Source organism: Nocardioides cynanchi, assembly GCF_008761635.1.
GTDB lineage: Bacteria > Actinomycetota > Actinomycetes > Propionibacteriales > Nocardioidaceae > Nocardioides > Nocardioides cynanchi.
In genome coordinates this window covers 87214-112221 of sequence record NZ_CP044344.1, presented here as the reverse complement: position 1 = coordinate 112221, position 25008 = coordinate 87214, and the positions used below count along the sequence as shown (strand labels likewise).

The following is a 25008-nucleotide window of genomic DNA, read 5'->3' as shown; positions in this document are numbered from 1 at the left end:
CCCTCAGCGCAGCGCCGGGAGCAGCTCCTTCTCGGCGAACTCCAGGAAGTCGTGCTGCGACTCGTCGCCGATCTGGACCAGCGCCAGGTCGGTGAACCCGGCGTCCTCGAACTCGCGTACCGCCTTGACGATCGCGTCGACGTCGGGCCCGCACGGGATCGAGTCGGCGACGTCCTCCGGCCGGACGAACTGCGAGGCACCGGCGAAGCCGGACGGGCCGGGTAGCTCGGCGTTGACCTTCCAACCTCCGCCGAACCAGCGGAACAGCTCGTGCGCCCGGGTCACCGCCTGGTCCCGGTCGGGAGCCCAGCAGACCGGCAGCTGACCGATCTTGCGGCTGTTCGGGTGCCCCACCGCGGCGTCCCACCGGGCGACCAGCTCGGCCTGGGGCTCGACCGCGATCAGGTGGTCGACGAGCGGCGCGAACGTCGTCACCGACTGCTCGCCCGACACCGCGATGCCGATCGGCACCGGCTGCTGCGGGAGGTCCCAGAGCTTGGCCGAGTCGACCCGGTAGTGGTCACCGGAGAAGCTCACGTAGCCACCCTGGAAGAGCTCCTTGATGATCGTGACGGCCTCCTCGAGCATCTCGTGGCGGACGTTGACCGGCGGCCAGCCGGCGCCGACGACGTGCTCGTTGAGGTTCTCCCCCGCGCCCAGCCCCAGGGTGAACCTCCCGCCGCTGAGCAGGTCGACGGTCGCTGCCTTCTGGGCCACGACCGCGGGGTGGTAGCGCATGGTCGGGCAGGTCACGTAGGTCATCAGCTCGACCTGGGAGGTCACCTGGGTGACCGCGCCCAGCACGCTCCAGGCGTACGGCGAGTGGCCCATCTCGTCGAGCCACGGGAAGTAGTGGTCGCTGATCACCTCGAACTCGAAGCCCGCCCGCTCGGCCGCGGCGGCGTGCACGACCAGCTCGCGGGGTCCCGACTGCTCCGACATCAACGTGTACCCGAGTCTCATGCCCGCGCCGTACCCATTTCCGGCTCGCCCACCACGCGGGTATCAGTGGCCCGCGCCACTCCTCCTACTGGTTCGACGAGAGGACACCACCATGAGCCAGCAGAGCGCGTCGAGACGCCGATTCCTCCAGGCCGGGGCGGCCGGAGCCGCGAGCGCGGGGCTGGTCGCGGTGTCCGGCGGCGGGTCGCCGGCAGTCGCCGCGTCCGGCGGCTGCCCGATGGGGGGTACGGCGTCCGGCGCGACGCCGTCGGCGATGTTCGGCCGGATCTTCGACGAGCTGCCGCCCTTCGCCGCCAACACCCCGGAGCTGCGTCAGGCCCTCCTGGAGATCGCCGCACCCGGCGGGATGCTCGATGCCGGCGACGACCTGTTCGGCCCGAACGGCGGCCCCGTGCTGCTGATCACCGACCCCAGCCTCAGCCTGGTCAACAAGAACAACCCGCACGACACCGCGGGCATGACCTTCGTCGGTCAGTTCATCGACCACGACCTGACCTTCGACGCGACCTCACGGCTCGGCGTCGCCACCGATCCCAGGACGTCGCCCAACGCGCGCACTGCCCGCTTCGACCTCGACTCGGTGTACGGCGGCGGCCCGATCGCCCAGTCCGAGCTCTACGACCCGGCGCACCCGATCAAGCTGCTGGTCGAGTCCGGCGGCCAGTTCGAGGACCTGCCCCGCCGTGCCGACCACTCCGCGGTGGTCGGCGACCCGCGCAACGACTCCAACCTGATCATCTCCGGGCTGCACGCGGCCTTCCTGAAGTTCCACACCAACGCGGTCGACGCCGTGGCCGCTCCCGGCGGCGACCCGATGGAGACGTTCCTCGCGGCGCGGCGACTCACCACCTGGCACTATCAATGGCTGGTGGTCAACCAGGTCCTGCCGAACTTCGTCGGCCAGCCGATGGTCGACGACGTCCTCGCGCGGGGTCCGCGCTACTTCCACCCGCAGCACGGCGCCTACATCCCGGTCGAGTTCTCGGGCGGTGCCTACCGGTTCGGGCACAGCATGGTGCGGCCGTCGTACCGCGCCAACCTGGCCGGCGACAACGGCAACCCCTTCTTCGGCCTGATCTTCGACTCCCGCGTCGACGTGCCCGACGGGCAGAACCCGACGTCCGACCCGGGCGACCTGCGAGGCGGCTTCCGCTCGGCCCGGAGGTTCGTCGGCTGGCAGACGTTCTTCGACTTCGGGGGTGCCTACTCCGCCGCGGTCCGGCCCAACAAGGTGATCGACACCGTGCTGTCGACGCCTCTGTTCGCCCTGCCGACCAGCGCGATCGCGCATGTCCCCGGCGCGCCGGGGCCGATCGCGCTGCCCCAGCGCACCCTGCTGCGGCACCTGACCTGGTCGCTGCCGTCGGGCCAGGACGTCGCCCGTCGGATGCGGGCGCCGGTGCTGTCCGCGGCCGACCTCTCCGACGTGGGGGCCCACGGGTTCCGGCTCGACCGCTCGACCCCGCTGTGGCTCTACGTGCTGCGCGAGGCCCAGCTGGCCAACGCCGGCCAGTTCCTCGGCCCGGTCGGCGGGCGGATCGTGGCCGAGGTGATGATCGGGCTGCTCCGCGCCGACCCGTCGAGCTACCTCAACCAGCAGCCCGGTTGGCACCCGACGCTGGGCGCGACCGGCAGCAGCTATGCGCTCACCGACTTCCTGCGCTTTGCCGGGGTCGACCCGGCGACGCGGGGTCAGTGAGGCACGTCGGGGTGAGGCGGCGGCACGACCTTGTCGCCACACTGACGAGATGACCCGCGAAGAGCATGACTCGTCCGAGACTCTGCACGATCACGAGCCGAGCCTGGGCGGTGACACCATCGACGAGGCGGTGGAGAGCTCCGAGGCCGGCACGCAGGCAGAGGGCACCGGCCACACGCCGTCAGGCAACGAGCCGTCAGGTGAGTCGCGCGGGGAACAGATGGGCAGAGGTCGTCGACCACGACGACTGAGGCTCAGCGCGTCACGTAGTCGGTGAGCACGTCGAGCAGCCGGTCCACGTCGGCGTCGCTGGTGTACGCCGCCAGGCCGATCCGCAGGCCGCCCTCGTCGAGTCCGAGCAACCGGGCGGCCTCGTAGGCGTAGAACGTCCCGGCCGGGGCGTTCACGCCGTTCCGGCCGAGGTGGGCGTAGACGTCGGCGACGGCGTGACCGTCGAACGTGGCGAGCAGGGTGGGGGTACGGCGTGCGGCGCGCGACCAGAGCGTCGTACCGGGCAGTGCGGCGAGAGCCTCCTCGACCCTCGTGCCGAGGCGCGCCTCGTGCGCCCCGACCGCCGCGAGGGACACCTCCAGCCCGGACCGCCGACTGCCGCCGCCCGGCACCAGCGAGGCCAGGAAGTCGATCGCGGCGGTGGTGCCGGCCATCAGCTCGTAGGGCAGGGTGCCGAGCTCGAAGCGCTCGGGCACCTGGTCGGACGACGGCGCCAGCTTGTCGGGGCGCAGGTTCTCCAGCAGCTCGAACCGGCCGGCGACGACCCCGCAGTGCGGGCCGAGGAACTTGTAGGGCGAGCAGGCGTAGAAGTCGGCACCCAAGGCGGTGACGTCGACGAAGGCGTGCGGGGTGTAGTGCACCCCGTCGACGTAGAGCAGGGCGTCGGTGCGGTGCACGAGGTCGGCGATCCCCCGGATGTCGGGCATCGTGCCGAGCAGGTTGGAGGCCGCCGTCACCGCCACGAGCCGGGTGCGGTCGCTCAGCAGGTCGCCGATCACTGCGGGGTCGAGCTCGGCGGTGGCCGGGTCGAAGTCGGCCCACCGGACGGTGGCCCCGACCGCTTCGGCGGCGATCACCCACGGGCGCACGTTGCCGTCGTGGTCGAGGCGGGTGACCACGACCTCGTCACCCGGGCCCCAGTCCTTGGCCATGGTCCGGGCGAGGTCCATGGTCAGCTGGGTCATGCTCCGGCCGAAGACGATCCCCGACGGGTCGGCACCGAGCAGGTCGCCGAGCGCCCGGCGCGCTCCGTCCACCGTGGCGGCTGCGTTTCGCTCCGCTGGGGTGTTCGCCCCCTGGTTGGACAGCGGCCCCGTCATCACGTCGTAGATCGCCTGCGCCACCACGTCCGGGGTCTGCGAGCCGCCGGGGCCGTCGAAGTACGCCGTACCCCCGGCCAGGGCGGGAAAGTGCGCGCGGACCGCCTCCACGTCGTAGGTGGTCGAGCTGGTCACGCAGGCCTCCCTGGGGTCTGTCGCGTCGCTGAGGCGCAACGCCGTGCGTCACAATGGTGCCTGGTCGGGTGCTCGCTGTCCGGCCCGGCCCCTGTAGCTCAGCTGGACAGAGCAAGAGCCTTCTAATCTCTAGGTCGCAGGTTCGAGTCCTGCCGGGGGCGCCGGGAGCGACTCAGTCGATCTGGTTGGTGCCTTGGAGGCCGCTGTCCGCGGCTTCGAGACGAAGGTGCCACACCACCGAGCAGCGCCCCGCGACCTCGCAGACGGACGCCGTGACAGACGAGTGACGCACTGTGCCCGATGATGTGAGCACCCCGAAGGTCGCGTTCCCCAGCCAGCCCGTCAGCCGGGCGGCGTACCCGTGCTGATGCACCAACGCACGGGGCGTGACGTCCTGGCCGTTCGTCAGGTCGACCACCTGCCAGGGACGTCGACCACGGGCCTCGGATGCGCGGTATCGCAGACCGGGTGACCACACGCCCCGGCTCACACTGGGACCCTCGACCCGATGGGTTCGCAGATCCACCACCTGTCCCCCGGGGGTGGCCAGCACCTGGCCCGTCACCGTGGCGAAGATCCAGGAACCCCATCCGGGCAGGTGCACCAGGCGCAGTCGAGCCGCACCGAAGGCCGTCATCCGGAGCGGCCCGGACCGGTCGGCCCAGAGGAGCACCCGGTCCAGAACGACCCGGTGCCTGACGACGTCGTACACGACCGCTCTCGCGTGCACACCGTCGGCCCGGCGCACGTCCCACGCCACGTAGCGCAGGGTCGGATCCACCTGGAGGGAGACGGCATCCTCCGGCACCGTGGCGATCGGGACGGGCGTGCCCCCGTCGACGAGCTCGTAGACGCGGTCGCCAGCAGCGAAGACCACTCCGGTCCGGGTCGGCACATAGGCCGAGGCGCGCTGCCCGGTCTCGGTGGTCCCCGCGGGACTGACCAGGACACCCTCGGAGCCGGTCGCTCGCAGATACAGGTACCGCAACGGCACGTCCGGCATCCTCGCTGGACGGGGCTGCACCTCGACGCCCGACGAGGCGGTCTCGGCGGGAGCACTCGGACGCCCGGCTGAGTCGTGGACGGCACAGGCAGCCAACGACGTCACGACGACCAGGAACCCGGCCGGCAGCCTCGCCCGCACACCACGACTCACCTTGCCCACGCTTCTCGGACGCAGCGCCACGCGTTCCGGTTGCCGCCGTCCAACAAACGGTGTCGTGGCACCGCCAGAAGTGATGCACGACTCCCCGGTCGGCCGCCCGGGTCGGCATGCGCCCGGGCTCTCACGGGTACTGATGGGTAACCCACCACAAGGAGCCCCATGTCGACCGACGCCATCGTCCTGCTCAAGGACGAGCACAAGCAGATCCGCAAGGTCTTCCGCGACTTCGAGAAGGCCGGCCACGACGCGTTCGTGGTCAAGGGTCGCCTCGTCGACCGGATGATCGAGCTGCTGACGATCCACACCTACCTCGAGAACGAGGTCATGTACCCCCGCGTGCGCGAGCTCCTGCCCGACTTGGAAGACGACGTGCTCGAGTCCTACGAGGAGCACCACGTCGCCGACGTGCTCGTGATGGAGCTGTCGACGATGAAGCCCGATGCGGAGCGCTTCACCGCCAAGACCACGGTGCTGATCGAGAACGTCGAGCATCACATGGACGAAGAGGAGAAGGAGTGGTTCCCCAAGGTTCGCGAGGGCCTCGGGCGCAAGCAGCTCCAGGAGATCGGTGCGGAGATGGCCGAGCGCCGCAAACGCGCCCCGAAGCGGCCCTCCCAGCCGGGGACCCTGAAGAAGGTCGTCAAGGCCGTCGTCGACTGAGCGGACCCTGCTGAGCCGGCCTCTCTCGGGGGCCGGGCTCAGCGCTCGTCGGAGGTCGCCTCGGAGAAGATCGCGAAGAGCTCGTCGACGGTGAGCCCGGGGCCCTCCGTCGGGTCGGTCCGGTCCTTGGTCGCGGCTGCGACCAGGCACTCGGCCAGGAACCTCACCTTCACGTTGGCGTGCTGGGAGTAGGCGCGCATCCGGTCGAACGCCTCGTCGGCGTCGACGGCCAGCATCTGGATCAGGATGCCCTTGGCCTGCTCGATCACGGCCCGGTGCGCCTGGAACTCCTCGACGGCGGGACCCACGTCGTTCCGGAGGATCTCGTGGTGCATGTCGCTCAGGTCGACCAGCTGGCCGCGCAGCCCGAGACCCGACCTGCTCCCGGTGTCGCCGGTGCCCAGGGCCAGCACGTTGCGGGTCGTACCGCGCGCGTCGACCACCCGGAAGTGCTCGCTGAACGGCGCCCGGGCGGCCATCGCCTGCCACAGCGTCACCAGGATCGCCTCCCCCTCGTCGGGGTGCAGGTGGTAGCGCATCAGCTCGGTGGTGGGGACGACGTCGTGGGGCTCGAACCCGTGGATGCGGTAGACCTCCGCCGACCAGGTCCAGCGGTCCGTCGCCTTGTCGTAGGCAAAGCCGCCGACCAGCGCCGGGGCTTCGGCGTGGTCGCCGTAGTCGTCGCGCTCGTACTGACGATCGTTTGCTGACACCCCAGCCGCTCCGGTCACGTCGGCGAGCGTCCCTCCCGGTGAGCCCGCGCCTCCCACATGGCAAGGCCCCTGACGAGGCCGAGCCCGATGATAATCCGCCGGCTGACCGATCCCCAAGGATCTGGCGCGGTCGCGTCGAGCCTCTCCGCGGCCCCGCTGGCACGATGGGGACATGGAGATCTCCCAGGCGCTCGACTTCGCCCGCAGCCACCCCAGATCCGTGCTGGTCACCCTGCGCGGCAACGGCCGGCCCCAGCTGTCCAACGTCCTGCACTGGGTCGACGACGAGGGGGTGGTGCGGATCTCGACCACCTCCGACCGCGCGAAGTACACCAACCTCCGTCGTACGCCGTGGGCCGCGCTGCACGTGACCAGCCAGGACTTCTGGTCCTACGCGGTGCTCGAGGGTGCGGTCGAGGTCACCGAGCCGGCAGCGGCCGTGGACGACGAGGTGGTCGAGGAGCTGGTGGCCTACTACCGGGCCGCGAACGGCGAGCACGACGACTGGGACGACTACCGCGCCGCGATGGTCCGCGACGGGCGCGCCGTCATCCGGCTCCGTCCCGACCATGTGTACGGCGCTCTGAGCGACCGCTAGTGGAGCTGACGGTCGCTGCCGCCCGGTTCGACATGGACGGCACGCTCGTCGACTCCACGGCCGTCGTCGAGTCGCTGTGGCTGCAGTTCTGCTCCGAGCACCGCGTGGATCCCGCCGTGTTGCTCGCCTACTCCCACGGCCGCCGTACGCCGGACATCGTGCGGCGCTTCCTGCCCGACGCCTCGACCGACCGGCTGCGGTCGGTGACCACCGAGCTCGAGCGCCGGGAGCTCGAGGCGGACGACGGCATCCGGGAGGTGCCGGGAGCCGCGGCGCTGCTCGGCTCCCTGCGCCTGCCCTGGGCGGTGGTCACCTCGGCCCCCCGTGTCCTCGCCGTACGACGGCTGGTCGCGGCCGGTCTCCCCGTCCCGGAGGTGCTGGTCCCCGCCGACGAGGTGACGCACGGCAAGCCCGCTCCCGACGGCTACCTCCGTGCGGCCGCGCTGCTCGGTGTCGAGCCCCACGACAGCGTCGCGTTCGAGGACGCCGAGCCGGGGGTGCGCTCGGCCCTCGACGCCGGCGCCCGGGTGGTCGTCGTCGGCGACCTCGAGGCCCCCGTCACCAGCGGGCTCCAGCGGGTCCGCGACCTGACGACGGTGACCCTGCGCCGGCGCTAGCATCGGCCCATGGCCGGGTCGCCGCGGATCACGCCGAAGCAGGAGGTGCGCTTCTGCCGCTCCGCCGACGGCGTCACGATCGCCTACGCCGTGCACGGCTCGGGGCCGCCGCTGGTGATCGACTCCTGCTGGCTCAGCCACCTCCAGTACGACTGGGAGAGCCCGGTCTGGCGGCACTACCTCAGCGAGCTGGGCAAGATCGCGACCGTCTACCGCTTCGACGAGCGCGGGCACGGGCTGTCCGACCGCGAGGTCACCGACCACGGCCTCGAGCCGCGGATCGCCGACCTCGAAGCCGTCGTCCAGGATGCTGGCCTCGAGCGGTTCGCACTCCTGGCGATGTCGCAGGGCGGCCCGGTCGCGATCGAGTACGTCGTACGCCATCCCGAGCAGGTCAGCCGTCTCGTCTTCTACGGCAGCTACCCCGGGTCGTCCGCTGTCGACCTCCCGGAGGAGCGCGAGCTGGACGAGGCCCTGAACGCGGTGATCGAGCTCGGGTGGGAGCGCCCGACGCCGGAGTTCCGCCGGGTGTTCACCTACCTGATGATCCCCGGCGCCTCCGAGGAGCAGATGGGCTGGCTCGACGACCTCCAACGCCGGGCGGTCACCGGCCGCATCGCGGCCACGGCTCGGCGCCAGCGGCGAGCCGTGGACTCCAACCACCTGCTGCCGCAGATCTCCGCGCCCACCCTGGTGGTCCACTCCGTGGGCGACCGGATGAACGACTTCGACTACGCCCGGCTGCTCGCCAGCCGGATCGACGGAGCCCGCCTGGTGGGCCTGGAGAGCCAGAACCACATCGTGCTCGAGGATGAGCCGGCCTGGCCGGTGTTCCTGCAGACGGTCACCGAGTTCCTGGCCGAGGACGGCGCCGACGACCCGGTCGACCCCGAGGACGACCCGCGCTCGGTGCTCAGCACCCGCGAGCTCGAGGTCCTCGAGCTCGCCGCCCGGGGCCACGACAACGCCGGGATCGCCGCTGAGCTGACCCTCAGCGTGCGGACCGTGGAGCGGCACTTCCAGAACATCTACGACAAGCTCGGCCTGCGCGGGAAGTCGGCCCGCACCGGCGCCGTCGGCCGGTTGCTCTCCTCCGGCTGAGCGTCACTACGCAGTCGTACGACGACCGGTCCGCCCCACCTGATGGGTGCCTGCACCGATGTCGGCACCCCGCGACCCCTCCTAGCGTCGGCGGCACCGACCGAGGAGGGACCCATGCCTGACACCAAGACCCTGATCACCAGCACCAGCACCCGCACCACCACCGACGACCAGGCCCTGAAGGCGCGCCATCGCGCCATGTGGGCACTCGGCGACTACCACGCCGTCGCCACCGAGCTCATCGCCGACCTCGGCCCCACCCTGGTGGCGGCCTGCGAGATCGGGCCGGGACAGCACGTGCTCGACGTCGCCGCCGGCTCCGGCAACGTGGCCATCCCGGCCGCGGCGACCGGCGCACACGTCATCGCCACCGACCTGACCCCCGAGCTGCTCGACCGGGGCGAGGTCGATGCCGCTGGGCGCGGCCTCCGACTGGAGTGGCAGGTCGCCGACGCCGAGCGCCTGCCCTTCGACGACGGCGCCTTCGACGTGGTCACGTCGTGCGTCGGCGTGATGTTCGCCCCGCACCACCAGGCAGCAGCCGACGAGCTGGTCCGGGTCACCCGTCCCGGCGGCCGGATCGGCTTGATCAGCTGGACCCCGGCGGGGTTCATCGGCCAGCTGTTCGCCACGATGAAGCCGTTCGCTCCGGCGCCCCCGCCCGGCGCACAGCCACCGCCGCTGTGGGGGGACGTCGCTCACCTGAGGGAGCTCTTCGCCGATCGGATCACCGACGTGCTTGTCACCCAGCAGTCGCTGCGGGTCGACGGTCTGGAGGCTCCCGGCGCCTTCCGGGACTACTTCAAGTCCAACTACGGCCCCACCATCGCGGCGTACCGGGGCATCGCCGACCAGCCCGAGCGCGTCGCCGAGCTCGACCAGGCACTGTTCGACCTCGCCGAGCGCAACCGGCAGCCCGACGGCAGCCTGGAGTGGGAGTACCTCATGGTGGTCGCCACGGTCGTCTGAGCCGGGAGGACGACACGCCGCCCAGATCCCTGCATCTCGTGCGTCCGCAGGGTCCAATGGTCTCGGCCCGGCGACGTATGAGATCGCCGGGCCTGTGCTTTTCCCGGCGCTCGCGGAGACCCGGCGCAACCGGGGCAGAAATAGGTGAAGGCCCACCAAGTATGAGTTGGTGGGCCTTCGATGTCTTCGGGGCCGAAGCCCTTCCGACAGGACAGTTCTATCCCGCGGAAGCGTCCCCGACAAGACGCTGGCGGCACCAATTTCCCGGCCCTCGGCGTGTCGGCCCCGACACGCCGTACGACGCTCGTGAATTCGCCGTTGCGCACCCCGCCGAGGAGCAGCACACTGGCCAGGTCCCTCCACGGGGGAGGTGCGAGGTGGGACCTGACCTTCCGACCCGGGCGCCGAGGCCGGGTGACGCAGGTGGCGACAAGGCTCGCGAGCAGGCTGTCGCCACCCACGAGATCCTGGTCGCTCTGAGCCGCGCCGGCGCCGATCCGGGCTCGCTGCTCGACGTGATCGTCGAGCGTGCCCAGAGCCTGTGCGGTGCGCAGGTCGGTCAGCTCTACCTCGTCGAGCCCACCGTGATCCGGCTGTCGCGGATCTCCGGCGACTTCCCCGAGGACTTCCGCCAGTACGTGCGTGACCACCCGATCGCCCGCAACCGGGAGTCCATGGTCGGCCGGGCCGCAGTGGACCGCTCCTCCCAACGGGTCGATGACGTGCTCGCCGACCAGGAGTACGGCCGGAACGACCTGCAGCAGATCGCCGGCTATCGCTCGCTGCTCACCGCGCCGATGATGCTGGACGACGAGGTCGTGGGGGTCCTCTCCATGTGGCGCACCGAGGTCGACCCGTTCGACGACGACGCGGTGGCCACCCTGGGGCTCTTCGCCGCCCAGGCCGCCATCGTGCTCCGCCAGGTCGACCTGCTCGGCGCGCTGGAGAGCAGGGGGGCCGAGCTGGCCACCAAGGTCGCCCAACTCGAGGCGCTCCGCGACGTCGGCGTCGGGGTCAGCTCGAGCCTCGACCTCGACGAGGTGCTCACCCGGATCGTGGCGAACGCCGTCCACCTCACCGGCGCGGACGGTGGGTCGGTGATGGAGTTCGACCCGGTCACGGAGACGTTCATCGTCCGCGCGGCCTACGGCAGCAGCGACCGCCTGATCGCCCGGCTGCGCTCGATCGAGATCCGTCGTGACTCCACACTCGTCGGGCAGGCGGCGATGGGTGGGCAACCCCTCGAGGTGGCCGACCTGGCCGAGATGCCGACCCGGGACCCGCACCTGCAGGCACTGTTCGAGGACGGCTGGCGATCGGCGCTCGCCGTCCCGGTGCAGCGCAACGACGACCTCGTCGGCGCCCTCGTGATCCGGCGCCGGACGCCGGGGCTGTTCGACCAGGGACTGCGCGACCTGCTGCGGACCTTTGCAGGCCAGAGCGGCCTGGCCATCGTCAACGCGCGCCTCTACGGCGAGCTGGACTCGCAGCGCCGGGAGCTCGAGGTCGCGAGCCGCCACAAGTCGGAGTTCCTCGCGAGCATGTCCCATGAGCTCCGGACGCCCCTCAACGCGGTGATCGGCTTCTCCGAGGTGCTGATGGACCAGATGTTCGGCGACCTCAACGAACGCCAGGCCGAGTACGTCCGCGACATCTGGAGCTCGGGCCGGCACCTCCTGGAGCTGCTCAACGAGATCCTCGACCTCTCCAAGGTCGAGGCCGGGCAGATGGTGCTCGAGCCGGCCCGGTTCTCCATCCGGGTGGCGCTCGAGTCCGCGCTCTCGATGGTCCGGGAGCGAGCTGCTGCTCATGCGATCGCGCTGGAGCTCGACGTGGGTCCGGGCGTCGAAGAGCTCGACGCCGACGAGCTGCGCTTCAAGCAGGTCGTGCTCAACCTGGTCTCGAACGCGGTCAAGTTCACCCCCGACGGCGGCGCCGTGGCCGTGTCGGCCCGCCGTACGGGCCGCGACCTGGTCGTGGCGGTCCGCGACACCGGCCCCGGGATCCCGGAGGAGGACCGCGAGCGGATCTTCGACTCGTTCCAGCAGGGCGGCCGGGGGGCGCCCAAGGCCGAGGGCACGGGTCTCGGCCTCACCCTGTCGCGGCGCATCGTTCAGCTGTTCGGCGGCCGGCTGTGGCTGGAGTCCGAGGAGGGGCGCGGCAGCACCTTCACCTTCTCGCTGCCGGTCTATCCGGCCCTCACGGCCGACGGGGCCGCGACCACCCTCGGGAAGGACGGCCGGCCCACGATCTTGCTGGTGGAGGACGACCGGGCCTCGCTCGACCTGATGATCGCCTACCTCGCCGGCAGCCCCGCCCTCGTGCTCACCGCGCATGACGGCGTCGAGGCGCTGGAGATGGCACGGCGCAGCCCACCGGCCGCGGTCGTGCTGGACGTGCAGCTGCCCCGGATGGACGGCTGGCAGGTGCTCGAGGAGCTCAAGGGCGACCCTGCCACCGCGCAGGTTCCGGTGGTCGTGGCCTCGATCGTCGACGACCATGCGCGGGGTCTGGCGCTCGGCGCGTCTGCCTACCTCACCAAGCCCATCGGCCGCGCCGACCTGCTCGAGGCCCTGGCGGGGGCCGGGGTCCTCCGGGGGACCGATGTCGGAACGGGGGGCCTCCCATGACCACGCGGATCCTGGTGGTCGAGGACAACCCCCTGAACTTCAAGCTGGTCCGCGACGTGCTCGAGTACGCCGGCTACGAGGTCGTCGGCGCCGGGTCCGGCGAGGAGGGCCTGCTGCTGGCCGGAGACCTGCCGCCCGACCTCGTGCTGATGGACCTGCAGCTGCCCGGCATCGACGGCACCGAGACCCTGCGCCGGCTGCGGAGCGGCGTCCTCGCCGACGACGTACCCGTGATCGCGCTCAGCGCCCTGGTCATGGACCGTGACCACGCGGCCGCCGAGACCGCCGGCTTCGACGGCTACCTCAACAAGCCGATCAGCGTCCGCTCGCTGCCCGACCAGGTGGCCTCGTTCCTGCGGGAGCAGCCGTGAGCCACCACCGCGCCGTGCGGGTCCTCGCCATCGACGACCAGGCCGCCAACCTGCGGCTGATCGACGCGGTGCTCTCGCCGCGGGGGTACGACGTCGTCGTCTGCCCGTCGGGAGCCGAGGGCCTGGCGCGGCTCGCCGAGGACGATCTCGTCGACGTGGTCCTGCTCGACGTGCTGATGCCGGGCCTGGACGGCTACGAGGTGTGCCGCCGGATCCGGAGCGAGCCCGCCACCGAGTTCCTCCCGGTCGTGATGATCACCGCCAGCGGGGAGCAGCAGCGGGCGCGGGCGCTCGAGGCCGGTGCCGACGACTTCGTGACCAAGCCCTTCGACCAGAGCGAGCTGCTCGCCCGGATCGCTTCACTGGCACGGATCAAGCGCTTCCACGACACCATCGGCCGCCAGGCCGCCGAGCTGGCCGCCTGGAACCAGGAGCTCACCGCCCGCGTGGAGGAGCAGCTGGGCGAGCTCGAGCGTGTCGGCCGCCTCCGTCGCTTCCTGTCCCCTCAGGTCGCCGAGCTGGTGATGGCGGACGAGGGTCTCCTGCTGAGCCATCGGCGCGAGATCGTGGTGGTGTTCTTCGACCTGCGCAACTTCACGCCGTTCGCCGAGACCAGTGAGCCGGAGGAGGTCACCCAGGTGCTCGGCGAGTTCCACGCGGCCATCGGGCGCCTGATCCACGACCACGAGGGGACGCTGGAGCGCTTCACCGGTGACGGCGCCATGGTGTTCTTCAACGACCCGGTCCCGTGCTCCGACTCCGCCGACCGCGCGGTGGCCACGGCCCTGGCCGCGAACCGCACGGTGCGCGAGCTCGCCGAGGGTTGGCGGCGCCGCGGCTTCGACCTCGCCCTCGGGACGGGCATCGCGCAGGGCTACGCGACGCTCGGCCGGATCGGCTTCGAGGACCGGTTCGACTACGCCGCGATCGGCAGCGTGACGAACCTGGCGGCCCGTCTGGTCGCGGCCGCCGAGCCGTGGCAGGTGCTGACCACCGACCGGGTGCTGGACTCCCTGGTCCGGCCGGTGGCAGACCACGAGCCGCTCGGCAAGATCACCCCCAAGGGCTTCGCGCACGGCGTACACGTGAACGACATCTCGGCCGCCGAGCTCCCGGGGTCGCGACCCGCCTTCGAGGAGAGCCCTCAGCGGCCCGCGTAGACGTCGATCTCGGAGAGGATCGCCCACTTGACCTCGTCGGGGGCGAACGACGCGCGGACCGCCGCGCGCACCAGGTCGGTGACTCCCCCGGAGTCGAGCCCGAGCAGGTCGGCGGCGATCTCGTACTCCCGGTTGAGGGTGGTGCCGAACATCGACGGGTCGTCGGAGTTGATCGTGATCGTCACGCCTGCGTCGCGGAACGTCGCGATCGGGTGCTCCTCGAGGCTGGCGACCGCGCGGGTCGCGACGTTGGAGGACGGGCAGACCTCCAGCGGGATCCCGGTCTTGGCGAGGTACTTCAGCAGCCTCGGGTCGGTGGCCGCGGAGGTGCCGTGCCCGATCCGCTCGGCACCGAGCACCTGCAGGGCGTCCCACACTGTCTCGGGGCCGGTGGTCTCGCCGGCGTGCGGGACGCTGTGCAGGCCCACCCGGCGGGCGGCGTCGAAGTGCGGCTTGAACTGCGCGCGGGCCACCCCGATCTCGGGGCCGCCGAGCCCGAAGCCGACCAAGGCGTCGACCCGGTGGTTGAGCGCGAACGACAGGGTCGCGTCGGCGGCGGGCATCCCGCTCTCGCCAGGGATGTCGTAGATCCAGCGCAGGACGATCCCGAAGTCGCGCTCAGCGGCGATCCGGGCATCCTCGATCGCCTCGGTGTAGACCTCGATCGGCATGCCGAGGTCGTCGTCGTCCGGCAGCACCGAGGTGTACGGCGTGCAGGTGAGCTCGGCGTACCGCACCTGCTGGCCGGTCGCCAGCTCCCGCGCCACCTCGTAGGTCAGGTAGCGGACGTCGTCCTCCGTGCGCACCAGGTCGACCACGGCGAGGTAGACCTCGACGAAGTGCGCGAAGTCGCGGAACTCGAAGAAGCGCCGCAGCTCGTCGGGGTCGGAGGGGACCACGCCCGGATGCCGCTCGGCGAGCTCGGAGACGATCGCCGGCGAGGCGGAACCCACGTGGTGCACGTGGAGCTCGGCCTTGGGCAGACCGGCGATGAAGGACGCGAGACTCACGCGGAGCAGTCTGTCAGGCGGTGAGCGCGTAGTACGAACCAACGACGATCGCGGGCAGCAGCCCCAGCAGCAGCCACGGGGTCAGGATCCGCTTGAGGTTGATCGCCCGCATCCCGGCCATCGCCATCAGGCCGACCACGCCGGAGATCCCGAGCAGCCCCGGTCGCGCGCCGGCCCGGTCGACGATCCCCGACAGGATCGCCATACCGGTGGCGAAGAGGGCGCAGACGGTGAGCAGGAGGGTCGACATGACCCAGCGCTGGACGCGCTCGACCTGCACTACTTGATCGCCGCCAGGACTGCCTGGGCTGCGGCCGCCGGGTTGGTGGGGTCCTGCTGCTGGCCGTTGATGAAGACGGTGGGCGTGCCGACCACGCCGTCCTTGGACATCTGGTCGTTGGCGTTCAGCACCCACTGAGCGTAGACCTTGTCCCGGATCGGCCCGGCCACGGCCGACTCCTGGGCACCGGCCTGCACGGCGTACGCGATCAGCTGGTCGTCCGACGGCCCGGGCCCGCCTTCCGCCGGCTGGTGCTGGTAGAGCAGGTTGTGGAACGTCAGGAAGACCTCGGGCCCGGAGGTGTCGAGCACGACCGCTGCGGCGTTCAGGGCCCGGCTCGAGTACGCGTTGGTCGAGTGCGGATCGAGGAAGCCGGCCATGTGGTAGTCCACCTTCAGCTTGCCGGCAGCGATCGCGGCATCCACCTGGGCGCTCGTCGCGGCCTCGAACTCACCGCAGATCGGGCACAGGAAGTCCTCGTAGAGCTTCAGCGTGGTCGGCGCCGACGCCTGCCCCACGGTCACCGAGTAGCCGCCGGTGAGGTTGCCCGGGACGCTGCCGGCGGCCTGACCCGTGGTGTCGCGCTTGCTCTGGACGTAGAACAGCACCCCCACGATGACCAGGAGAGCGCCGACCACCGCACCCACCACCATCAGGTTGCGGCTGCGCTCGCGGCGCTGCTGCTCGCGCATCAGGCTCTGGGCGCGACGGGCGCGCTCAGCCCTGGACTGCTGCTGGTTCTTCGTCGACATCATCGAACCTCTCGAGGGGGCGGAACAGGACGTTGTCCAGCGACAGCCACGTGCGGGGTCGCCAGACCAGCCAGGCGGACAGCAGCAGCAGACCGAGGTCGCGGAGGAGGTCGCGGACGTAGCCGGCGGTGGCGTCGATCTTCACGTTGCCGCCGCCACCGAAGCAGCCGCACTGGATCTCCAGGCCGCGTGCCCACGCAGACGCGATGCCGACGATGAACACCACCATCAGCACCCCGGTCGCGATCGCCATCGCCCGGGTCAGCAACCCCAGGAGCAGGCAGGCGCCGATCACCAGCTCGAGCACGGGCAGGAAGTGGCCGACGGCCGGCACCAGCGACTCGGGCAGCAGCCGGAAGGCGCGCGTGGCCCGCACGGTCCCGGCGGCGTCACGGAACTTGAGGACCCCCGCACTGAGCCAGACCGCAGCGAGGACGGCGCGGCACGCCAAGCCGATCCACTGCTGCTTCACACCTCTCAGCCTGTGCGAGGCGGTTCCGGCGCGGACGGGGCGAAGGTCCTTCCCCCGCGAGACCTCCTTCCCCTTGCGGGGACCCGGCGCCCAGGACGACCGACGTCGGTAGGGTGACTCCTTGTGAACGAGCGCCTGGTCTGGATCGACTGCGAGATGACCGGTCTCGACTATGTAGCGGACGCGCTGATCGAGATCGCCGCGGTGGTCACCGACTTCGACCTGAACGTCCTCGGCGACGGCATCGACCTGGTGATCAAGCCTCCGGCCGAGGCCCTCGCGCAGATGGACGACTACGTCCGCACGATGCACGAGAAGTCGGGGCTCCTCGACGAGCTCGACGACGGCATCTCGCTCGAGGAAGCCGAGCAGCAGGTCCTGGCCTACCTGCGCGAGCACTGCCCCGACGGGTCGCGCCCGCCGCTGGCCGGCAACACCGTCGGCACCGACCGGGCGTTCATCGCGCGCGACATGCACGATCTCGACGCGTTCCTGCACTACCGGATCGTCGACGTCTCCTCGATCAAGGAGCTGTCCCGCCGCTGGTTCCCCCGGGCCTACTTCGCCGCTCCGGTCAAGGCCGGCCACCACCGGGCGCTGGTCGACATCCAGGAGAGCATCGAGGAGCTGCGCTACTACCGGGCCGCCGTCTTCGTGCCGACGCCGGGGCCCGACACCGCCGGCGCGAGGGCCATGGCCGTGGAGCACGGCGGCTCCCTGACCGACCCCGGCCACGGCGCCCCCGATGGGAGTTCCGAGGGCTGATTGCCCTACACTTCCTGACTGTCTCCGCCCCTGGGCGGAGCCGCATGGTGGGTGTAGCTCAGCTGGTAGAGCGCCGCGTTGTGGTCGCGGATGTCGCGGGTTCAAGTCCCGTCACTCACCCCAATCGGGTCCCGTCGAATAGTCCGAGTCGCTACCGACTCGGACCGTTCGGACGGTCTTCACGACCTCCAGGCAAAATCCGGCGCGTTCGCCGACGAGTGCTGCAACCGCCCCCGTACCTTCCAGTTGCCGGGTTCATCGGGGGATGACCGGCAGGCCGACGGGGATGTCTTGCAACGGGCGAGACAGGCGGCCACTCACCTGGGGGAATCTTCGATGACGTCTGTCAACTCGACCGCTGAGCCGCGCCGCATCACCCGCCGCAGGCTCGTCCGTACGACGGCCACGGTCGCGTGGACCGTGCCCATGATCCAGATCGCCGCGACTGCTCCGGCGTTCGCCGGCACCGGGTGCTGCGACATCTCGCTCACCGGCAGCGCCCGGTGGCGCACCGGCGGCCTCAACTACCTGGACATTCCGCTGTCGGTCGTCAACGGCTGCAGCACCGCGGTCACCGGGCTGTCGGTCACCCTGACGATCTGCGGGATCCAGGACCTCACCTACTCCGACACGACCAACCTGCCCGCGGGCTGGACCCAGCTCGGCAAGGGGAACAAGCACCTCGACCCCGACGGCAACGGCTGCTACACGTTCACCTTCATGACCGCAGCGCCGCTGGCCGGCAACAGCTCGGTCGCACCCGTCTTCACGGTCAAGACGATGGCGTACATCGGCACCGGCAACCACCGGCCCGCCGGGATGATCACGGCCCAGGTCTCGAGCAGCAGCTGCTCGTCGACCGCCGTGGTGATCGCGGTCCCGCAGGTCGGCTGAACCTGATCGACTCCGCGGCGAGCGCCACCCCCCTGTGTGCCCGCCCTTGATGGCCCGTGGTTGTCCCTGTCACGGCCAACGATCGGAGACCCCGGACGCGTTGCCGTCCGGGGCCTCCGAGCGGAGTGACTCAGCCGGGGATGTGGCCGAAGCGCCCCTTCTGGAAGTCCTCGTAGGCCTGCAGCACCTCGGCCTTGGTGTTCATCACGAACGGCCCGGCCCAGGCCAGGGTCTGGCCGATCGGCTTGCCGCCGACCACGATCACGTCGAGCTTCGGCGAGCGGCTCTCCTGGCCGGCGTCCGCGGCGATGGTGAGGAAGTCGCCGGCCCCGAGCACGGCCGACTGGCCGGACCGGATCGGCCGGGCGTCAGTCCCCAGCGTGCCTTGGCCGTTGAGCACGTAGACCAGCGCGTTGAACTCGTTGTCCCACGGCAGGTCGAGCCGGGCACCGGGCTCGATCGTCGCGTGCACCAGGGCCATCGGCGTGTGGGTGGAGCCGGGTCCGGCCTGCGCACCCACCCGGCCGGCGATCACCCGCACCAGCGACCCCGCGTCGTACGACGTCAGGAGGGCGACCTCTCCGGAGCGGATGTCCTGGTAGCGAGGCGCCACCATCTTCTCCTCGCGCGGGAGGTTCACCCAGAGCTGGATGCCGTGGAAGAGACCGCCGGACTGGACCAGCCACTCGGGCGGCGTCTCGATGTGGAGGATGCCGGAGCCGGCCGTCATCCACTGGGTGTCGCCGTTGGTGATCGTGCCGCCGCCGCCGTGGGAGTCCTGGTGCTCGAAGACGCCGTCGATCATGTAGGTGACCGTCTCGAAGCCGCGGTGCGGGTGCCACGGCGTGCCCTTGGGCTCGCCCGGCGCGTAGTCCACCTCGCCCATCTGGTCCATCATGATGAACGGGTCGAGCAGGCTCAGGTCGATGCCGGCGAAGGCGCGGCGGACCGGGAAGCCCTCACCCTCGTACCCCTGGGGCGCCGTCGTCACCTGCCAGACGGGTCGCGGCTGGTCGCCCAGGCCCGGCTCGGGCAGCCGGGTCAGCGTGGTCAGGTCGTCAACGGTCACTGCGGGCATCGGGGCCCACCTCCTGCTTCGTCGTGCGGTCGCCCGGAGCAACGGTAGTTGAATCTTTGATATTCCACCCCGCCCATCCGATTGGGAGCGCGCGCGCCCCGCTGCTAGTCTTGCGGTCGCTCTTCGGGGCATGCGCCATTAGCTCAATTGGCAGAGCAGCTGACTCTTAATCAGCGGGTTGTAGGTTCAAGTCCTACATGGCGTACCACTCATCCTCGCAGGTCAGAGGCGCTCCCTGGCCTGAGCGGTCGCGTCGACGCCACCGCGTGGACCGAGTCAGCCGAGGCGGGGCCCACCGTCGCGCAGCCAGCGGCGGTAGAGCCGGGGGCGGCGTTGCTCCACCTCGTCGAGCACCATGCCGCGCAGCATGACTAGCTGTGCCTGGCGTCGTACGTCGTGGCCGGCGGCCAGGGCGGTCTGCGAGCTGTGCCACGCACCGGCCAGCTGGTCGAGGGTGAGCCGGGCCACGGCCCGTCGCAGTGCCTCGGGGTCACCGGCCGGGTCGAGCACCACCCGGTGCTCGGCCGGCGGCGGGTCGGAACCGTAGGGCTCCGACGGGGGCGGCACCCACATGAAGTACATCGCTCACTCCTGTCTCCACCAGCCTCACCGACCCGCGAGCGACCAGACAGGGACCTTCGGCCTCGCGAGCGGGGTCCGGGGACCCGAGCCGGGACACGTGGGCCGAGCCATGGTGGAACGGACCGACGACGAGGAGTACGAGGATGGGCGACCAGCCGGCAGTGAAGGCCCTCGTGGCCTACGAGTCCATGTTCGGCAACACCGAGCGCGTTGCCCGAGCCGTGGCAGCCGGCCTGCGTCTGGAAGGTTGCGACACGACGGTGCTCGACGTGTCACGCGCCGGCGCTGCCGATCTGGCGGACGTCGACCTCCTCGTCGTCGGTGCCCCGACCCACGGCTTCTCCCTGAGCCGCCCCGCCACGCGGCGCGACGCCGTACGCCAGGGCGGTCGCGACGTCGTCATCGACATCGGCATGCGCGAGTGGCTCGACACCCTGGTCACTGCGTCCCGGCTCCCCCTCGTCGCCACGTTCGACACCCGGGTCACCAAGGTGCGCTACCTGCCGGCCTCGGCGTCCCGCCGGGCGGCCCGGATCCTCGACGACCACGGGCACCAGATCGTCGCGGCCCCGACCGGCTTCCTCGTGCACGCCGTACCCGGCCCGCTCGAGCCGCACGAGCTCGACCGCGCGATCGCCTGGGGGCGCGGCGTGGCCACCGAGTCCTGGAGCCGACTGACCCCGGCCCACTGAGCCGCGGCCCGGAGAGCCAGGGGTCATGGACACCGAGCACCTGCCGCCGGGGAGCATCGTCGTCGGAGTCGACGCCGCCCAGCCCACGGTGTGGGCGCTCGAATGGGCCGCGGACCTGGCGGCACTGGAGCACCGCCATGTGGTCCTCGTGCACGGCACGGGCAGTCCCCTCGGGGTCGCCCTGCCGTCGATGACCCAGGGCTCCCCCGACCCGCTCGACCTCTTCGCCGACCTCCAGGCCGCAGCCCACGGGCTGCTCGCCCGCGCCACCACCCGGGTGGTCAGCCGGCAGCCGGGGCTGGTGGTGCACCAGGTGGTGCGCAGCTCCGACGCCCGGCAGGCCGTCCTCGACGCCTCCGCGGACGCGGCGATGATCGTGATGGGCTCCCGTGGCCGCGGCCATGTGCTGAGCATCGCGCTCGGGTCGGTCAGCGAGGAGGTGGTCGGCCGGGCGACGTGTCCCGTGGTCGTGATCCGGCCGCGGCACGAGCACATCGAGCCCCAGGGGGTGCTGGTCGGGACCGACGAGGGGCCGGTGTCGCTCCCGGCGCTGCACTTCGCCTACGAGCAGGCCGCCCTGCGCGGGCTGCCGCTGACCGTCATGCACACGGTGTGGGACGAGGTCGCCGCGCGACGGCCGTCCCGGGTCACCAGCGCGGACGACCCCGACCTGGCGGAGGTACGTCGTACCCTCGTCGACTCGCTGGCCGGCCCCACCGCCCGGTTCCCCGGGGTGCCCACCCGCCTGCTGATCGGGTACGGCGTGCCCGCCGAGTGCCTGCTCACCCTGGCGGACTCCATGGACCTCGTCGTGGTCGGTCACCACGAGCGTGGACTCCTCGGGCGGCTGACCCACGGCTCCACCGCGACCGCGATCCTGGAGCGCGCGTCCGTGCCGATCGCAGTGGTCCCGGTGTCGGATCCGGGGCCAAGGTCCTCCCCGGATCGGGCGTGAAGGCTCTGTCGTCACTGGTCTGCCACCTGAAGGCTGGAAGCACCATCTCAGCAGGAAGGCATGACCATGAAGGCAGCAGTCGTCACCGACTTCACCCAGCCACTGGAGATCCAGGACCGCGCGATCCCGTCGCCCGGGCCGGGCCAGGTCCTGGTCCGGATGGAGGCCAGTGGCCTGTGCCACACCGACATCCACGCCGCGCACGGTGACTGGCCGGTCAAGCCCACCCCGCCGTTCGTCCCGGGCCACGAGGGGGTCGGCATCGTCGAGGCGCTGGGCGAGGGCGTCACCCACCGCCGGATCGGCGACCGGGTCGCCATCCCGTGGCTCGGCTACGCCTGCGGTCACTGCAGCTACTGCATCAGCGGGTGGGAGACCCTGTGCGAGTCGCAGCTCAACTCCGGCTACGCGATCGACGGAGCCCTGGCGGAGTACGCCGTCGCCTTCGCCGACTACGTCGTCCCGGTGCCCGAGGGCATCGACTCCCGCGACGCGGCCCCGCTGACCTGCGCCGGGGTCACGACGTACAAGGCAGTCAAGGTCGCGCAGATCAAGCCCACCGAGCGGGTCGCCGTCTTCGGCATCGGGGGCCTCGGCCACCTCGCCGTGCAGTACGCCAAGATCGTCGGCGCGACGGTGATCGCGGTCGACGTCGAGCCGACCAAGCTGGACCTGGCCCGCGAGCTCGGGGCCGACCACGTCGTCAACGCGGGTACGACGGACCCGGTCAAGGCGATCGAGGCCCTCGGCGGCTGCGACGTCGCGATCGTCCTGGCGGTGATCCCGTCGGTCTTCGAGGAGGCCTTCGCGGCACTCCGCCGCGGCGGACGCCTCGTCTGCGTCGGCCTGCCGCCGGAGAACGAGGGGCCGATGGCGCTGCCGATCTTCCCGACGGTGCTGAAGGGGATCTCGGTGATCGGGTCCATCGTGGGGACCCGGCAGGACCTGACAGAGGTCTTAGAGCTCCACGCGCACGGCCGGACCCGGGTGATCGCGGAGTCCCGCAAGCTCGACGAGATCAACGAGTCGATCGACGACGTCCTCGCCGGGCGGGCGGCCGCGCGGCTGGTCATCGAGTTCTGACCGCCTGAACACGCTGCGAACGATCCCTTGTTGCAAGCCACTTGCAACAAGGGATCATTCGCGATTGAATCGGTGGGTGGCCCCGACCCTGACCGAACCCGGCGTCCGGTCGGAGCGCGCCCTGACCCGGTTCCGCGCCAGCCTGACCGCCGCCGACCGGCGCGCGCTGTGGGGCATGGGTGCGTTCATCGTGTTCCTGCACGTGGCCGGCATCGGCATCCTGTGCGGGATCGTCGCACCCCAGCACTTCCGGATCGGTGGCGACCATCCGGTCTTCACCGTCGGGGTCGGGGTGCTGGCCTACACGTTCGGGCTGCGACACGCGTTCGACGCCGACCACATCGCGGCGGTCGACAACGCGACGCGCAAGCTCCTCGCCGACGACGCCGGCCGCAAGCCGCTCTCGCTCGGCTTCTGGTTCTCCCTGGGGCACTCCACCATCGTCTTCGCGCTGGCCCTGCTGCTGTCCTTGGGCGTGAAGGCCGTGGTCGGCCCGGTCACCGACGGCGGCTCGACGCTGCACTCGGCCGCGGGCGAGATCGGCGCCGGGGTCTCCGGGGTCTTCCTGTGGGTCCTCGGCCTGCTCAACCTCGCGGTCCTGCTCGGCATCATCCGGGTCTTCCGGGAGATGCGGCGTGGCGTGTACGACGAGGCGCAGCTCGAGGAGCACCTGAACAACCGGGGCTTCATGAACCGCATCCTCGGTGGTCTCACCCGGGGCGTCCGCAAGCCCTGGCACATCTACCCGATCGGGGTGCTCTTCGGGCTCGGCTTCGACACCGCAACCGAGGTCGGCCTGCTCGTGATGGCCGGCGGGGCCGCGGCGTTCAACCTGCCCTTCTACGCGATCCTCGTGCTGCCGATCCTGTTCGCGGCGGGCATGTGCCTGGCCGACACGGTCGACGGTGTCTTCATGAACGTCGCCTACGGCTGGGCGTTCTCACGCCCGGTCCGCAAGGTCTTCTACAACATCACGATCACCAGCATCTCGGTGGCCGTGGCCCTGATCATCGGGACCATCGAGCTGCTCAGCGTTCTGGTCCACGAGGCCGGCATCAGCTCCGGGCCGCTGGCGGCGATCGCGTCGATCCCGCTGGACTATGCCGGCTACGGCATCGTCGGGCTCTTCGTGGTCACCTGGGTGGTGGCGCTGGCGGTCTGGCGCTTCGGGCGCATCGAGGAGCGTTGGTCCTCCGACCTGTCCGGCTAGAGGTAGAGACCGGCCGACTCGTCGCCGAGGCGGTCCGCGGCCACCGCATGGACGTCGCGCTCGCGCATCACGACGTACGTCTCACCCTGGACCTCGACCTCGGCCTTGTCCTCGGGGTCGAACAGCACCCGGTCGTCCACCTGGACCGAGCGAGCGTGCGGTCCGGCGGCGACCACCCGCGACCAGACCAGCCGACGAGCGCCCATCGCGGCCGTCGCCGGGATCACGATGCCGCCGGAGGAACGCCGTTCACCGCTCTCGCGGTCCACCTCGACCAGGATCCGGTCGTGCAGCATCTTGATCGGCAGCTTGTCGGGCACCTTCGTGGCCATCGGCACCTAGTCCGAGGCGACCTTGCGGACCACGGCGAACAGCACGACCACACCCAGGACGCCGCCGGCGACCTTGAGGATGTTGTCGGTGCGGGGCTGACCGGTCTGGAGATCGACGAAGTAGCCCTTCATGGAGGTGAGCTCGCGCTTGGCGATGGTCTTCGGGCTGGCGCGGTGGACGAGCTGGTCGATGGTGCTGGCCAGGCGCTCGCGGGTCGCTTCCATCTCGAGCTCGAGCGGGGTCGTCTCCTTGGTCACGCGCGAAGGCTACCAACCGCCCCGACCTCCTAGAGTGCGGGCCATGACCCGACTCTCTCCCGGTGACCCGGCTCCCGACTTCACGCTGCCCTCCGACGACGGCTCCACCGTCAGCCTGTCCGGCCTGCGCGGACACAAGGTGATCGTGTACTTCTACCCCGCGGCGATGACCCCCGGTTGCACCACGCAGGCCTGCGACTTCACCGACTCGCTGTCCTCGCTCAAGGGCGCCGGCTACGAGGTGCTGGGCATCTCGCCGGACGCCCCCGCGAAGCTCGCGAAGTTCCGGGCCCGCGACTCGCTCACGATCACCCTGCTCTCGGACGCCGACCGCGCGGTGATGAAGGAGTACGGCGCGTTCGGCGAGAAGAAGCTGTACGGCAAGCCCGTCGAGGGCGTGCTCCGCTCCACCTTCGTGGTCGACGAGGAGGGCCGGATCGAGCTCGCGCAGTACAACGTCAAGGCCACCGGCCACGTCGCCAAGCTGCGTCGGGACCTGAAGCTGGCCTGACATCACGCCCGCACCATTGCGA

28 protein-coding genes and 3 tRNA genes are annotated in these 25008 nt (G+C 70.9%); 19 read left to right on the top strand and 12 right to left on the bottom strand.

The features are described 5' to 3' along the window. Positions 1–3: 3 nt before the first annotated feature. A complete protein-coding gene (locus tag E3N83_RS00690; protein ID WP_151081516.1) occupies positions 4–963 on the bottom strand; it encodes an LLM class F420-dependent oxidoreductase in 960 nt (319 codons plus the stop codon). 91 nt (positions 964–1054) lie between these two features. Here E3N83_RS00690 and E3N83_RS00685 point away from each other — a divergent pair, with 91 nt between their 5' ends. Continuing rightward, positions 1055–2662 (top strand): peroxidase family protein, encoded by a 1608-nt coding sequence (locus E3N83_RS00685; RefSeq protein WP_191907894.1) that lies wholly within the window; start codon positions 1055–1057, stop codon positions 2660–2662. Between the two features lie 254 nt (positions 2663–2916). Here E3N83_RS00685 and E3N83_RS00680 read toward each other — a convergent pair whose 3' ends face one another. Beyond that, on the bottom strand, positions 2917–4128 hold the full coding sequence (locus E3N83_RS00680) for a cysteine desulfurase-like protein (protein ID WP_151081514.1): 1212 nt from the start codon (positions 4126–4128) through the stop codon (positions 2917–2919). 87 nt (positions 4129–4215) lie between these two features. Here E3N83_RS00680 and E3N83_RS00675 point away from each other — a divergent pair. Beyond that, positions 4216–4289 (top strand) — tRNA-Arg (locus tag E3N83_RS00675). A gap of 11 nt (positions 4290–4300) precedes the next feature. Here E3N83_RS00675 and E3N83_RS00670 read toward each other — a convergent pair. Beyond that, the gene (locus E3N83_RS00670; protein ID WP_151081513.1) at positions 4301–5122 is read right to left on the bottom strand and encodes a hypothetical protein; all 822 of its coding nucleotides are present in this window, start codon (positions 5120–5122) and stop codon (positions 4301–4303) included. A 330-nt stretch (positions 5123–5452) separates the two neighbouring features. Here E3N83_RS00670 and E3N83_RS00665 point away from each other — a divergent pair, with 330 nt between their 5' ends. Beyond that, positions 5453–5953 carry a hemerythrin domain-containing protein gene (locus E3N83_RS00665; RefSeq protein ID WP_151081512.1) on the top strand — a complete coding sequence of 167 codons (501 nt, stop codon included), beginning with the start codon at positions 5453–5455 and terminating at the stop codon, positions 5951–5953. Positions 5954–5991: 38 nt separating this feature from the next. Here E3N83_RS00665 and E3N83_RS00660 read toward each other — a convergent pair whose 3' ends face one another. After that, positions 5992–6666, bottom strand: a complete 675-nt coding sequence (locus E3N83_RS00660; RefSeq protein WP_191907893.1) for a PAS and ANTAR domain-containing protein — start codon at positions 6664–6666, stop codon at positions 5992–5994. A gap of 172 nt (positions 6667–6838) precedes the next feature. On the opposite strand from E3N83_RS00660, the gene E3N83_RS00655 reads away from it, so the two are divergent. The 7 genes from E3N83_RS00655 (at position 6839) to E3N83_RS00625 (ending at position 14112) form a co-directional block, all read left to right on the top strand. Then, complete coding sequence (locus tag E3N83_RS00655) at positions 6839–7264, top strand: PPOX class F420-dependent oxidoreductase (protein WP_151081510.1); 426 nt, start codon at positions 6839–6841, stop codon at positions 7262–7264. Continuing rightward, entirely contained in the window at positions 7264–7881 is a 618-nt protein-coding gene (locus tag E3N83_RS00650; RefSeq protein ID WP_202879288.1) for an HAD-IA family hydrolase, read from the top strand. The genes E3N83_RS00655 and E3N83_RS00650 overlap by 1 nt, the downstream gene beginning before the upstream one ends. Positions 7882–7890: 9 nt before the next feature. Next, positions 7891–8982, top strand: coding sequence for an alpha/beta fold hydrolase (locus E3N83_RS00645; protein ID WP_151081509.1), 1092 nt, complete (start codon positions 7891–7893; stop codon positions 8980–8982). Positions 8983–9096: 114 nt separating this feature from the next. Next, positions 9097–9951 carry a class I SAM-dependent methyltransferase gene (locus tag E3N83_RS00640; protein ID WP_151081508.1) on the top strand — a complete coding sequence of 285 codons (855 nt, stop codon included), beginning with the start codon at positions 9097–9099 and terminating at the stop codon, positions 9949–9951. A 377-nt stretch (positions 9952–10328) separates the two neighbouring features. Next, positions 10329–12581: a hybrid sensor histidine kinase/response regulator gene (locus E3N83_RS00635; RefSeq protein ID WP_202879287.1), complete on the top strand. Its 2253-nt coding sequence runs from the start codon at positions 10329–10331 to the stop codon at positions 12579–12581. Further along, positions 12578–12952, top strand: a complete 375-nt coding sequence (locus E3N83_RS00630) for a response regulator (protein ID WP_151081506.1) — start codon at positions 12578–12580, stop codon at positions 12950–12952. The genes E3N83_RS00635 and E3N83_RS00630 overlap by 4 nt, the downstream gene beginning before the upstream one ends. Further along, on the top strand, positions 12949–14112 hold the full coding sequence (locus tag E3N83_RS00625) for an adenylate/guanylate cyclase domain-containing protein (RefSeq protein WP_202879286.1): 1164 nt from the start codon (positions 12949–12951) through the stop codon (positions 14110–14112). Before E3N83_RS00630 ends, E3N83_RS00625 begins: the two co-directional genes overlap by 4 nt. Here E3N83_RS00625 and E3N83_RS00620 read toward each other — a convergent pair. The 4 genes from E3N83_RS00620 to E3N83_RS00605 are packed head-to-tail and all read right to left on the bottom strand — an operon-like array spanning position 14097 to position 16626. Next, on the bottom strand, positions 14097–15122 hold the full coding sequence (locus tag E3N83_RS00620; RefSeq protein WP_151081505.1) for an adenosine deaminase: 1026 nt from the start codon (positions 15120–15122) through the stop codon (positions 14097–14099). The two genes, E3N83_RS00625 and E3N83_RS00620, sit on opposite strands and share 16 nt — an antisense overlap. A gap of 13 nt (positions 15123–15135) precedes the next feature. After that, positions 15136–15402, bottom strand: a complete 267-nt coding sequence (locus tag E3N83_RS00615; RefSeq protein WP_151081504.1) for a transcriptional regulator — start codon at positions 15400–15402, stop codon at positions 15136–15138. Beyond that, entirely contained in the window at positions 15402–16154 is a 753-nt protein-coding gene (locus tag E3N83_RS00610) for a DsbA family protein (protein WP_191907892.1), read from the bottom strand. The genes E3N83_RS00615 and E3N83_RS00610 overlap by 1 nt, the downstream gene beginning before the upstream one ends. Beyond that, positions 16120–16626, bottom strand: a complete 507-nt coding sequence (locus tag E3N83_RS00605; protein WP_238342998.1) for a DoxX family protein — start codon at positions 16624–16626, stop codon at positions 16120–16122. The genes E3N83_RS00610 and E3N83_RS00605 overlap by 35 nt, the downstream gene beginning before the upstream one ends. Before the next feature lie 123 nt (positions 16627–16749). Here E3N83_RS00605 and orn point away from each other — a divergent pair, with 123 nt between their 5' ends. The 3 genes from orn (at position 16750) to E3N83_RS00590 (ending at position 18285) form a co-directional block, all read left to right on the top strand. Further along, positions 16750–17391, top strand: coding sequence for an oligoribonuclease (gene orn, locus E3N83_RS00600; protein WP_151081502.1), 642 nt, complete (start codon positions 16750–16752; stop codon positions 17389–17391). A 47-nt stretch (positions 17392–17438) separates the two neighbouring features. Continuing rightward, positions 17439–17514, top strand: a tRNA-His gene (locus E3N83_RS00595). A gap of 213 nt (positions 17515–17727) precedes the next feature. Further along, the gene (locus E3N83_RS00590) at positions 17728–18285 is read left to right on the top strand and encodes a hypothetical protein (protein ID WP_151081501.1); all 558 of its coding nucleotides are present in this window, start codon (positions 17728–17730) and stop codon (positions 18283–18285) included. 130 nt (positions 18286–18415) lie between these two features. On the opposite strand, the gene E3N83_RS00585 is transcribed toward E3N83_RS00590, so the two are convergent. Further along, positions 18416–19363 carry a pirin family protein gene (locus E3N83_RS00585; protein ID WP_151081500.1) on the bottom strand — a complete coding sequence of 316 codons (948 nt, stop codon included), beginning with the start codon at positions 19361–19363 and terminating at the stop codon, positions 18416–18418. A gap of 132 nt (positions 19364–19495) precedes the next feature. Between E3N83_RS00585 and E3N83_RS00580 the strand changes: the two genes are divergently transcribed. After that, a tRNA-Lys gene (locus tag E3N83_RS00580) sits at positions 19496–19571 on the top strand. Positions 19572–19639: 68 nt separating this feature from the next. Here the strand turns inward: E3N83_RS00580 and E3N83_RS00575 are convergent. Beyond that, on the bottom strand, positions 19640–19945 hold the full coding sequence (locus tag E3N83_RS00575; protein WP_151081499.1) for a hypothetical protein: 306 nt from the start codon (positions 19943–19945) through the stop codon (positions 19640–19642). A gap of 143 nt (positions 19946–20088) precedes the next feature. Between E3N83_RS00575 and E3N83_RS00570 the strand changes: the two genes are divergently transcribed. From E3N83_RS00570 to nicT, 4 genes are all read left to right on the top strand, one after another. Further along, positions 20089–20637 carry a flavodoxin family protein gene (locus tag E3N83_RS00570; protein ID WP_202879285.1) on the top strand — a complete coding sequence of 183 codons (549 nt, stop codon included), beginning with the start codon at positions 20089–20091 and terminating at the stop codon, positions 20635–20637. Between the two features lie 25 nt (positions 20638–20662). Continuing rightward, entirely contained in the window at positions 20663–21592 is a 930-nt protein-coding gene (locus E3N83_RS00565; RefSeq protein ID WP_151081498.1) for a universal stress protein, read from the top strand. A gap of 60 nt (positions 21593–21652) precedes the next feature. Next, on the top strand, positions 21653–22675 hold the full coding sequence (gene adhP, locus E3N83_RS00560) for an alcohol dehydrogenase AdhP (RefSeq protein ID WP_238342997.1): 1023 nt from the start codon (positions 21653–21655) through the stop codon (positions 22673–22675). Positions 22676–22751: 76 nt separating this feature from the next. Beyond that, a complete protein-coding gene (gene nicT, locus E3N83_RS00555) occupies positions 22752–23885 on the top strand; it encodes a Nickel transporter NicT (RefSeq protein WP_202879284.1) in 1134 nt (377 codons plus the stop codon). On the opposite strand, the gene E3N83_RS00550 is transcribed toward nicT, so the two are convergent. Both E3N83_RS00550 and E3N83_RS00545 read right to left on the bottom strand, forming a co-directional pair. After that, positions 23882–24217 carry a GroES family chaperonin gene (locus tag E3N83_RS00550; RefSeq protein WP_151081497.1) on the bottom strand — a complete coding sequence of 112 codons (336 nt, stop codon included), beginning with the start codon at positions 24215–24217 and terminating at the stop codon, positions 23882–23884. The genes nicT and E3N83_RS00550 overlap by 4 nt on opposite strands. A gap of 6 nt (positions 24218–24223) precedes the next feature. Further along, the gene (locus tag E3N83_RS00545) at positions 24224–24475 is read right to left on the bottom strand and encodes a DUF3618 domain-containing protein (RefSeq protein WP_238342996.1); all 252 of its coding nucleotides are present in this window, start codon (positions 24473–24475) and stop codon (positions 24224–24226) included. A gap of 43 nt (positions 24476–24518) precedes the next feature. Here E3N83_RS00545 and bcp point away from each other — a divergent pair, with 43 nt between their 5' ends. Next, positions 24519–24986: a thioredoxin-dependent thiol peroxidase gene (bcp, locus tag E3N83_RS00540; protein ID WP_151081496.1), complete on the top strand. Its 468-nt coding sequence runs from the start codon at positions 24519–24521 to the stop codon at positions 24984–24986. The last annotated feature ends 22 nt before the right edge of the window (positions 24987–25008 follow it).